Source organism: Arthrobacter sp. Soil_N43, from assembly GCF_057655195.1.
In genome coordinates, this window is record NZ_JBDGML010000011.1 from 1 (window position 1) to 8842 (window position 8842).

Sequence of the window (8842 nt, forward strand, 5' to 3'; positions counted from 1 at the left end):
TACGGCGGATGACGAAGAACTGCTGACCCATGGTCCACAGGTTGGTGGTGGTCCAGTAGATCAGGACACCGATGGGGAAGTTGATGCCGCCCACGCCGAAAACGATGGGCAGCAGGTAGAGCATCATTTTCTGCTGGCGCATGAACGGAGACGCCATGGCTTCCTCGGACATGTTCTTGGCCATGATCTGCTTCTGCGTGATGAACTGCGACGCCGTCATCGCCAGGATCATCACAATGGTCAGGATAGTGACAGCTACGGGGTTGCCTTCAGGGTTGTGAAGCAGCGTGGCCGAGAGCGGGGCGCCGAAGATGGTGGAGTCGTCAAACTGGATCACCTGATCGTGGCTCATCGCTCCAATGCCCTTGCCTTGGTCCCGGGCCGTGCTGATGCCTGACAGCACTGTGAACAGGGCAAAGAAGAACGGCATCTGGATCAGCAGGGGCAGGCATGCGGAAAACGGGTTGGTCCCGTGCGTCTTGTAAAGGGCCATCTGCTCCTGACCCATGGCCTGGCGGGACAGCGGGTCTTTCTTGCCCTTGTATTTGTCCTGGAGCTTCTTCAAATCCGGCTGCAGGAGCTGCATGCCGCGCTGTGCCTTGATCTGCTTAACGAACACGGGGATGAGGGCGGCCCGGATTACCAGCACGAGCCCGATGATCGATAACGTCCAGGTCCAGCCGCTCGCCGGCGGCAGGCCGATAGCGCTCAGGCCCTCATGGAAGCCCACCATGATGATGGACACGAACCAGTTGAACGGAAACATGATTGTTTGAAACAGGTCCATGCAGTACCCCTGTTCGTCGGGCTCGGCCAGGATTGCCGCGCATACTCGTTGCCGCCCTCGGCTGCCGCCGTGGCCATGCCCCCAGAGTACGCCGCTCCGACGGCTACGCCCCGGGATCGGCCAGGTGGTTCAGGCGGAACGCCTAAAGCAGAGGACGACCGGGTGTTCTACGGAGACGTGCCTCACGCACACGATTCCCGGAGCCCACTGGGAGGTCGTCCAGGAGGGATACCCTCTGGTTCGTGTCACCAGGACCGTTGCGGTCGACGTCGTTCGGGTCGCCATAAGGCGCCTCGCAGTCGCGGACCCCACACTCGCACAAAACTATGCACACGTCCTCGAAATAGTCGGGCGCCAGGCGTAGAAGCGTTGTCAGTCCGGCCGGCCTTCCTCGCGCTGCGCAGCCTAGCGCGTGAGGATCTGCGGTTATTTTCACTTGTGGACTATTCAGCTTCGTCTTGGAACCTCTCGCCTGCCTTGAAGACGATAACGAGGACGCCGATGGCCAAGCCGACGAATAGGGGTGACCAGTCAAAGGGCGTTTGCGATGATCCGCCCGGCGTAGAGGCCGCTGTCGCGGAGCAGCTCCGAACGGGCCAGATCCGTGCTCGGCCGTTGAAACAGCTGGGTGGCCGTTCCGACAAGTGCGATAGTGACAGCGCTCAGTGTCAGGGCCGCCGTCAGCATAACGACAAGCGTTAAGGAAGTCCTCATGTGCATCTATAACTACAATGGCGGCATGACACCGCAGGAGTTGGCCAACCTTGCCCACCTTCGCCGGGCCCGCGACCTGATCGACCGCGAATACGCCCGGCCACTCGATGTACCCACCATGGCCGCCGGTGCCCTGATGTCCCCGGCGCACTTCTCCCGCCAGTTCAAGGCGGCCTACGGCGAGACTCCCTACAACTACCTCATGACGCGGCGGGTCGAACGCGCCATGGCTCTGCTGCGGGCCGGTGTCAGCGTGACGGATGCCTGCATGGAGGTCGGCTGTACGTCTCTGGGCTCGTTCAGTTCCAGGTTCACGGAGATCGTCGGGATGCCGCCCAGCGCGTACCGGGCCCGGGAGCACCATGCGGTGAAGGCCATGCCCTCGTGCATTGCCCGGCAGCACACGCGGCCCGCGCGCAAGCCGAGCAGGATTGAAGAAGCGCCCCCGCAGCCGCTGCAATAGCGTGTGGGGCATGAACATTTCACTTCAGTACTCACATATCACTGTCAACGACCTCGACGAGTCGCTCGCGTTCTACCGGGACGTACTCGGCCTTGATGTGCGCAACGACGTCGGCTCGGACGGTCATCGTTGGGTCACGCTCGGCAGCGCGGCCCAGCCCGATCTGGAGCTCGTGCTGTCGCTACCGCACGCGGGCCGTTCCCAGGACGACGGCGACGTGCTCCAGCAGCTGCTCACCAAGGGCGTCCTGCACAACATCGTGTTCCGCACAGACGACCTCGACGCCACGTTCGAGGCCGTCCGGGCCTCCGGAGCGGAGGTCCTCCAGGAACCCATCGTGCAGCCCTGGGGCCCGCGCGACTGCGCCTTCCGTGACCCCTCCGGCAACATGATCCGCTTCAACCAGGCCTGAACTTCAACCGTGCATACAGAAAAGGAACCTGCAATGAAGGACACGGAACACTCCGCGGAGAGCGCCAGGACCTATGAGGGATTCACGGATGAGGAACGGGCCGCGATGAAGGAGCGCGGGCAGGAACTCAAGGCGGCCACGCGCCGCGGATCGCGCGGCGCCAAGGCAGACGGGGAAAGCGACGTGCTCGAGAAGATCGCGGAGATGCCGGAACCGGATCGCGCCATCGCCGAGCGGATCCACGCCATCATCAAGGCCAGTGCTCCGGAACTCTCGCCGAAAACCTGGTACGGGATGCCCGCCTACGCCAAGGACGGCAAGGTCGTCTGCTTCTTCCAAAGCTCACACAAGTTCAAGACACGGTACTCAACGCTCGGTTTCAACGACTCGGCCAACCTCGACGACGGCACGATGTGGCCCACCGCCTTCGCCCTGACGACGCTCACCGACGCCGATGAGGCCAAGATCAGCGCGCTCGTGAAGCAGGCCGTCAGCTGAGGACTGGGCGCGCCGAAATGACGCGCCCAAGCAGCCGGGTGGCGCCTCTGACCTGCGATTGGGGGCGAAGTTTCGCGGCCTGTTCGTGGACCTGGAGGGTCTGGACACGGGTGGCGAGCGGATTTACCTTTCAGGAGTGGGGGGTTGCCTGTTCGGGCAGAACGGCGCCCGCTACCGGCCCATGTTCGCGGGCCGTCCCTCACTAACAGGAGGAAGAAGATGCAAACCGTTGAAGAGACCGTTGACGTCGCAGTTCCGGTTCATACGGCCTATAACCAGTGGACTCAGTTCGAGTCTTTTCCGCAGTTCATGTCCGGCGTCGAATCTGTAACCCAGCTGACCGACACCACGAACCACTGGGTGACCAAAGTAGCTGGCGTGCAGGGGGAATTCGATACGGAAATAGTCGACCAGGAGCCCGACGATAGGATTGCTTGGCGCAGCACCGACGGCAAGTCCCATGCCGGCATCATCCGGTTCACGCCGCTGGATGCTAACCACACCAAGGTTAAGGTCCACTTCGAATGGGCACCGGAAACCTTCACCGAGAAAGCAGGTGCAGCCCTGAAGATTGACGAGATGCAGGTCAAAGCAGACATGCGTAAATTCAAGGACTTCATCGAATCGCGCGGTACCGAAACCGGCGCCTGGCGTGGAGAAGTCAAGGACACGGGCCCCACCGGGCAGTTCTAAGCACCCGGAGAGCTCGACGAAATAATCTCACTTCTAGTGAAGCGATTCTGCTGAATCGATCCCGCATCCGGCCGGGTTCATCGGGCGTCGGAGCTCCGCTGTACGGACACGTACAGTCGCCCACGGCGCCCCGATGCCTGGCCGGACTCACGTCGATCAGTCCCTTCGGCCTTGGTACATCTGCGCCAGCGCATCCTTTGCCGGTGATTTCAGTTTCGCCGGGTCCATGGCATCGTGCGGCACGGACGCCGCCGTAGCGGACCAGACGGCAGCCCAAAACGCGTCGTCTCCGGGGCCGGTATTCGGGGGACGGCGGATGAACCAGTCGTAGCCGCGGGGCCTGGGCGGAAGTCCGGCATCGTCCAGATAGGCATCGATGTCGTCGTCAATTGACTCCAGCTCGGCGTCTGTGAGCATTGACGGCTCACGGTGTTCGCTGCCATCGGGGTAATGAGTGACTACGACAGTGTGCCGGTCCCTGGGCGAGGCGGGCACGCGGACGAAATTTCCTGGTCCTGCGGCCCAGACGACTAGTGCGCCCCAGCCGTTCTCCGTGGCGGGGATCCATCCCGCCGGCGCTTTGGAAAGCTCCTCGCACTCCCACGGGTTGTTGCTCATGCCTGACATTCTCCACCACGCGGCGTCTTCGGGGCCGCACTTCGCCCCCTTGCCGCGTGAATGAGTTCGGAGGAGGATACCCTCACACTGAAGGAGGCCCTCATGACCCAGCTGGGTAAATTTGAGAAGTACCTGATCGAGGAATTTTTCGATGATTACCGCGCGGGCGCCATGAGCCGACGTACCTTCACGCGTCGCGTGGCCTTCATTACCGGAAGCATGGGCGCAGCTGCGGCCGCGATGCTGCTGGTGGGTTGCACACCAAGTGAAGTTCCGCGCAGCACCGACCCCATGCCCACCCCCGACCCGACCACATCATCCCCGGGTACGGGAACCGCTTCCGCAGGCGCAGTGCCCGGAGCCAAGAGCCCGCTGTCCGTTCCTGAAGGTGCGCCCGGCATGGTGACGGCGACCGTGCAGCTACCTGCAGGCGGAACCAACATCAGCGGTTACCTTGCCCGGCCAGAGGGTGCTGGGCCGGGACCTGCCGTGCTCGTCTGCCACGAGAACCGCGGGCTGACTCCGCATATCCAGGACGTGGCACGCCGCTTCGCCAAGGAAGGGTACGCGGCGCTCGCGTTGGACTTGCTGAGCAGAGAGGGCGGCACCGCCAGCCTCGACCGGGACGCCGTACCCGGAGCACTGACCAAGGCCGGAGCCCAACGCCACGTCTCCGACTTCAAGGCCGGATTCGACTACCTGAACTCTCAGGACTACGTGGACGCAGGCCGCATCGCCATGACCGGCTACTGCTTCGGCGGCGGCATCACGTGGCAGGCGGCGACGGAGCTGACCGGCCTCAAGGCAACCTCGGCGTTTTACGGACCCGCGCCGGATCTGGAGAAGGTTCCGACCATCAAGCCGGCCGTCTTGGGCGTCTACGCGGAACTCGACGACCGGATCACCGGCGCTATGCCGGCGTTCCGGGACGCCCTGGACGCGACCGAGGTGCGCCACGAGATCAAGGTCTATCCCGGCGTCGACCACGCGTTCCACAACGACACCGGAGAGCGTTACAACGAGGCACAGGCGACCGCCGCGTGGAACGACACTCTGGCGTGGTTCAAAAAGTACGTCTGAGGCGCCGTGCTGGCGGGTGAAGGGGGCCCGCCGCCCCTCCGCCTAGGACCTCTGGAGCAGCACCATGGCTTCGTAGTGGGAGGTTTGGGGAAACATATCCAGCAGCCGCACGCGCCGCGCCGTGAAAGACGGCATGGCCGCGAGATCGCGGGCCAGCGTTTTGGCGTTGCAGCTCGAGTAGACGACGTGCTGCACCGCTGAGGATTCCAGCCAGCCGCACAGTTCGTTGCCGATGCCGCGCCTCGGAGGATTGACGATTACGAGCTCAGGCTCCGGCCGGGTGGAAACGGCGAAGGCTGTGGCGTCGCCGGACTGGAAACGTACCCTCTGCAGGCCCGCGTCCCCACTGCTCAGTTCTGCGCTCGCGATGGCTTCCCGGCTGGTTTCGACGCCGACGACGTCCCGGGACGGGTCGGCGCAGTGCAGGGCAAAGCCGCCAACGCCGCAGTACAGGTCCCAAACGGAAGCCGGCGCGACTTCGCTGACCCATTCGCTTCCCTGGCGGTAGAGGGCGGCCGCCATCTCGGTATTGGTCTGGAAGAAGCTCTGCGGCCTCAGGTGGAGGTCGAGGTCGTTGACGCGCATCCGCAAGGTTGACTGCTCGGTGAGCACCACCTCCCGATCCCCTTCCAGCACAGCCTTGTGCTCTGGGTGCAGGTTGACAGAGACCACCTTGAGCTGCGGCAATGCATCCAGCAAGGAGGGCAGATGACGGCGGATACGGCCGATCAGGTTTTCCGACCGCAGGACGAGCCGCAGCATCAGTTCGCCGTCGGGGGATTCCGTGACGATCAGGTGCTTGAGTTCTCCGCTGCGCCGCGGCACGTCATATGGCGTGAGCCGGGCCTGGCTGATGAACGCAGCGAAGACCGGGAGACAGGCCTGCAGTCCTGGCGAGCACACACCGCATTCGCGCAGGTCCACTCCCCGCCCCTCGGTGTCGAGAATCCCGAGGGTAGGATTCCGCACCGAACCTCCCACGACCATCTTGGCCTTGTTGCGGAAACCGGCCTCGCGGCTTCCCACCGGCGGAAGCCACTGCAGTGAACTGTGCGCGGCGAGGAGGGTTCGGCAGTGCAGCTCTTTGGCTGCTAATTGTTCGGCGTATGGCTGGCCCATGTGTGTGCAGGAAAGGCAACGGGCGGCATCAAAGTAGGAACATTGCATGACGTTTCAATTCTACTTTTCCCGTGGGTGTGCCTGTGACTTCGGGAGAATTGAAGGCAGCCGCGCCCTCGAGCGTCGGGGCGCGGCTGCTTCGCGAACGGTCCGGGCTAACGGATCTGGATGTTGCCGCCCTTGAGGGTGTGTGTGCCCGAGTCGTAGCCGGTGTCAAGCAGGATCCGGTAGGTGTCCTTGCCGCGGCCGGGTTCGCCGAGGTCTTGGACGTCGATCCGGAACAGGTGCGAGCCCTGGCCGTTGATGGTGGCGCGGCCGAAGATCGTGGCCTGGGTGCGCTGCGGGTTGCAGGTCAACGCCAGGATCTTGATTGACTTCACCTTCTGTGGCTGGGCGGGCCCGTGGTCCTGGTACTGCTGCTGGCCCTTGACGTTGCCTGCGGCGTTTGACTGGGCGTTGCCGCCGAAGGACGCCCTATCGCCGTTGGTGGCGGTGATCGTGCCACCGGTCTCGGCCTTGACCTGGCAGAGCGGGGTTGTGGTCGGCAGCGTCCAGACCTTGGTGGCCGTGTCAGAGGGCTCACCCGGACCCTGCGTGGTGTCGTTGTCGGTGTCGGCGAACGCGGTGATGGCGTCCGCGCCGGGGAGCTCGGGGCCCTGGTAGCAGAAGGTCGCTTCGCCGTTCGCGTCGGTGGTGCCCGAGCCGCTGGTGGTTACCGCCCCGGTGACCTGAAAGCGCACGGTGATGCCCGGCGTTGGAGTGCCCGACGCATCCTCGACCGTCGCCGTCACGCAGTGCTGCGTGCCGACGTCGTTGGTGGCGGCCGCGGGAGCGAGCGTGAGCGTGGCCGGCGCACCGGGGCCTGACGAGATCTTGGCGATGAAGGCGTCGGTACCGCCGTTGATGCTTGTGTCAAAGGCGCCGGCCGTGGTCGGGAAATTGGTCGAGTCCGTGATGCCGGTCACGTAGGCGTTCCCCGCGGCGTCGACGGCGACGCCGCGGCCGGAGTCGGGGCCGCTCCCCCCGAGGTAGGTCGAGTCGACGAGGCTCGATCCGGTGGGCGAGAGCTTGGTGACGAAGGCGTCGATATTGCCGTTGATAGCGGGGTCGAAGGCGCCGGCCGTGGTCGGGAAATCGGCCGAGCCCGTCTCGCCGGTCACGTAGGCGTTCCCCGCAGTGTCGACGGCGACGCCGAGGCCGAAGTCCGACTGGTTTCCCCCGAGGTAGGTCGAGTAGATGAGGGCCGAGCCGGCGACGTTGAGCTTGGTGACGAAGACGTCGATGCCACCGTTGAGGGTGGTGTCGAAGGCGCCGGCCGTGGTCGGGAAGTTGGTCGAATCCGTCAGGCCCGCCACGTAGGCGCTGCCCGCGGCGTCGACGGCGACGCCGTAGCCTTCGTCGCCGGCGCTCCCTCCGAGATAGGTCGAGTAGTCGAGGCTCGTCCCGGTCGGCGAGAGCTTGGTGACGAAGGCATCAAAAAAGCCGCCGTTGAAGGTGGTGGCGAAGGCGCCGCTCGTGGTCGGGAAGTCGGCGGCGGTCGTGGCGCCCGTCACGTAGGCGCTGCCCGAGGCGTCGACGGCGACACCGGAGCCGCTGTCCTGGCCGCTCCCCCCAAGGTAGGTCGAGTAAAGGAGGCTCGAGCCCGTGGGGTCCAGCTTTGTGACGAAGGCGTCGGCGCCGCCGAGCGTGGTGTCGAAGGCGCCGGCCGTGGTCGGGAAGTTGGTCGAGTTCGTGGAGCCCGTCACGTAAGCGCTGCCAGAGGCGTCGACGGCGACACCGAAGCCGGCGTCCTGGCCGTTCCCTCCGAGGTAGGTGGAGTAGACGAGGCTCGACCCGGTGGGCGAGAGCTTGGTGACGAAGGCGTCTCCGAAACCAGTGAGGGCGGTGTCGAAGGCGCCGGCCGTCGTCGGGAAGTCGGCCGACGTCGTATCGCCCGTCACGTAGGCGCTGCCGGAGGCGTCGAGGGCGACGCTGAGGCCGAATTCGTCGCCGGATCCGCCGAGATAGGTGGAGTAGACGAGGCCGGTGCCGGCCGGGTTCAGCTTGGTGACGAAGGCGTCGCGGGCGCCACCGAGCGTGGTGTCGAAGGCACCGGCCGTGGTCGGGAAGTCGGCCGAGGCCGTGTTGCCCATCACGTAGGCGCTGCCCGAGGCGTCGACAGCGACCTCGTGGCCTTCGTCCGTGCCGCTCCCCCCTAGGAAGGTCGCGTAGTCGAGGGCGGGGTCGATCACGAGCGGCTGGCTTCTGTCGTAGTGGCCGAGCGCGAAGCCGTAGGAGTTGGCTTCGAGTGCGTAGCGGTTCTCGACCGCGGCTTGGTTGCCGTCGATGGTCTGGTAGCTGGTGGGGGAGGAGTCCGTCAGGGCGCCCAGCGGCGTGTCGATGAGCAGCGCCCCGTCCCGGCTCACGGACAGGCCGTCGGCGCCGGTATAGCCAAGGCGGATATTGGAGGGATCGGCGC

11 protein-coding genes are annotated in these 8842 nt (G+C 64.9%); 6 read left to right on the forward strand and 5 right to left on the reverse strand.

The window, feature by feature from the left end:
• A partial coding sequence (yidC, locus tag AC3A3W_RS00260; protein WP_487439892.1) for a membrane protein insertase YidC occupies window positions 1-787 on the reverse strand: 787 nt, incomplete at its 3' end.
• Here yidC and AC3A3W_RS00265 point away from each other — a divergent pair.
• The gene (locus AC3A3W_RS00265; RefSeq protein WP_487439893.1) at window positions 786-1151 is read left to right on the forward strand and encodes a DUF6278 family protein; all 366 of its coding nucleotides are present in this window, start codon (window positions 786-788) and stop codon (window positions 1149-1151) included. The two genes, yidC and AC3A3W_RS00265, sit on opposite strands and share 2 nt — an antisense overlap.
• A 167-nt stretch (window positions 1152-1318) precedes the next feature.
• Here AC3A3W_RS00265 and AC3A3W_RS00270 read toward each other — a convergent pair whose 3' ends face one another.
• A complete protein-coding gene (locus tag AC3A3W_RS00270; RefSeq protein ID WP_487439894.1) occupies window positions 1319-1501 on the reverse strand; it encodes a hypothetical protein in 183 nt (60 codons plus the stop codon).
• Between the two features lie 25 nt (window positions 1502-1526).
• On the opposite strand from AC3A3W_RS00270, the gene AC3A3W_RS00275 reads away from it, so the two are divergent.
• The 4 genes from AC3A3W_RS00275 (at window position 1527) to AC3A3W_RS00290 (ending at window position 3567) form a co-directional block, all read left to right on the forward strand.
• Window positions 1527-1964 (forward strand): helix-turn-helix transcriptional regulator, encoded by a 438-nt coding sequence (locus AC3A3W_RS00275; protein ID WP_309987896.1) that lies wholly within the window; start codon window positions 1527-1529, stop codon window positions 1962-1964.
• A 10-nt stretch (window positions 1965-1974) separates the two neighbouring features.
• On the forward strand, window positions 1975-2376 hold the full coding sequence (locus AC3A3W_RS00280; RefSeq protein WP_487439895.1) for a VOC family protein: 402 nt from the start codon (window positions 1975-1977) through the stop codon (window positions 2374-2376).
• Between the two features lie 33 nt (window positions 2377-2409).
• On the forward strand, window positions 2410-2874 hold the full coding sequence (locus tag AC3A3W_RS00285; RefSeq protein ID WP_487439896.1) for an iron chaperone: 465 nt from the start codon (window positions 2410-2412) through the stop codon (window positions 2872-2874).
• Window positions 2875-3093: 219 nt separating this feature from the next.
• Complete coding sequence (locus tag AC3A3W_RS00290) at window positions 3094-3567, forward strand: SRPBCC family protein (RefSeq protein ID WP_487439897.1); 474 nt, start codon at window positions 3094-3096, stop codon at window positions 3565-3567.
• 156 nt (window positions 3568-3723) lie between these two features.
• Here AC3A3W_RS00290 and AC3A3W_RS00295 read toward each other — a convergent pair whose 3' ends face one another.
• Complete coding sequence (locus AC3A3W_RS00295; protein WP_487439898.1) at window positions 3724-4185, reverse strand: DUF5956 family protein; 462 nt, start codon at window positions 4183-4185, stop codon at window positions 3724-3726.
• Window positions 4186-4287: 102 nt separating this feature from the next.
• Between AC3A3W_RS00295 and AC3A3W_RS00300 the strand changes: the two genes are divergently transcribed.
• Window positions 4288-5265 carry a dienelactone hydrolase family protein gene (locus AC3A3W_RS00300; RefSeq protein WP_487439899.1) on the forward strand — a complete coding sequence of 326 codons (978 nt, stop codon included), beginning with the start codon at window positions 4288-4290 and terminating at the stop codon, window positions 5263-5265.
• A 42-nt stretch (window positions 5266-5307) separates the two neighbouring features.
• Here the strand turns inward: AC3A3W_RS00300 and rlmC are convergent, their stop codons facing one another.
• Together rlmC and AC3A3W_RS00310 are read right to left on the reverse strand one after the other, a co-directional pair.
• The gene (gene rlmC / locus AC3A3W_RS00305) at window positions 5308-6432 is read right to left on the reverse strand and encodes a 23S rRNA (uracil(747)-C(5))-methyltransferase RlmC (protein ID WP_487439900.1); all 1125 of its coding nucleotides are present in this window, start codon (window positions 6430-6432) and stop codon (window positions 5308-5310) included.
• Between the two features lie 107 nt (window positions 6433-6539).
• Window positions 6540-8842: SBBP repeat-containing protein (locus AC3A3W_RS00310; RefSeq protein ID WP_487439902.1), on the reverse strand; the 2303-nt coding region annotated here is incomplete at its 5' end.

Bases quoted from the DNA above. Each gene is read 5' to 3' on its own strand.
- AC3A3W_RS00265 (WP_487439893.1), top strand. From the start codon at position 786: ATGCAGTACCCCTGTTCGTCGGGCTCGGCCAGGATTGCCGCGCATACT.
- AC3A3W_RS00270 (WP_487439894.1), bottom strand. From the start codon at position 1,501: ATGAGGACTTCCTTAACGCTTGTCGTTATGCTGACGGCGGCCCTGACA.
- AC3A3W_RS00275 (WP_309987896.1), top strand. From the start codon at position 1,527: ATGACACCGCAGGAGTTGGCCAACCTTGCCCACCTTCGCCGGGCCCGC.
- AC3A3W_RS00280 (WP_487439895.1), top strand. From the start codon at position 1,975: ATGAACATTTCACTTCAGTACTCACATATCACTGTCAACGACCTCGAC.
- AC3A3W_RS00285 (WP_487439896.1), top strand. From the start codon at position 2,410: ATGAAGGACACGGAACACTCCGCGGAGAGCGCCAGGACCTATGAGGGA.
- AC3A3W_RS00290 (WP_487439897.1), top strand. From the start codon at position 3,094: ATGCAAACCGTTGAAGAGACCGTTGACGTCGCAGTTCCGGTTCATACG.
- AC3A3W_RS00295 (WP_487439898.1), bottom strand. From the start codon at position 4,185: ATGAGCAACAACCCGTGGGAGTGCGAGGAGCTTTCCAAAGCGCCGGCG.
- AC3A3W_RS00300 (WP_487439899.1), top strand. From the start codon at position 4,288: ATGACCCAGCTGGGTAAATTTGAGAAGTACCTGATCGAGGAATTTTTC.
- rlmC (WP_487439900.1), bottom strand. From the start codon at position 6,432: ATGCAATGTTCCTACTTTGATGCCGCCCGTTGCCTTTCCTGCACACAC.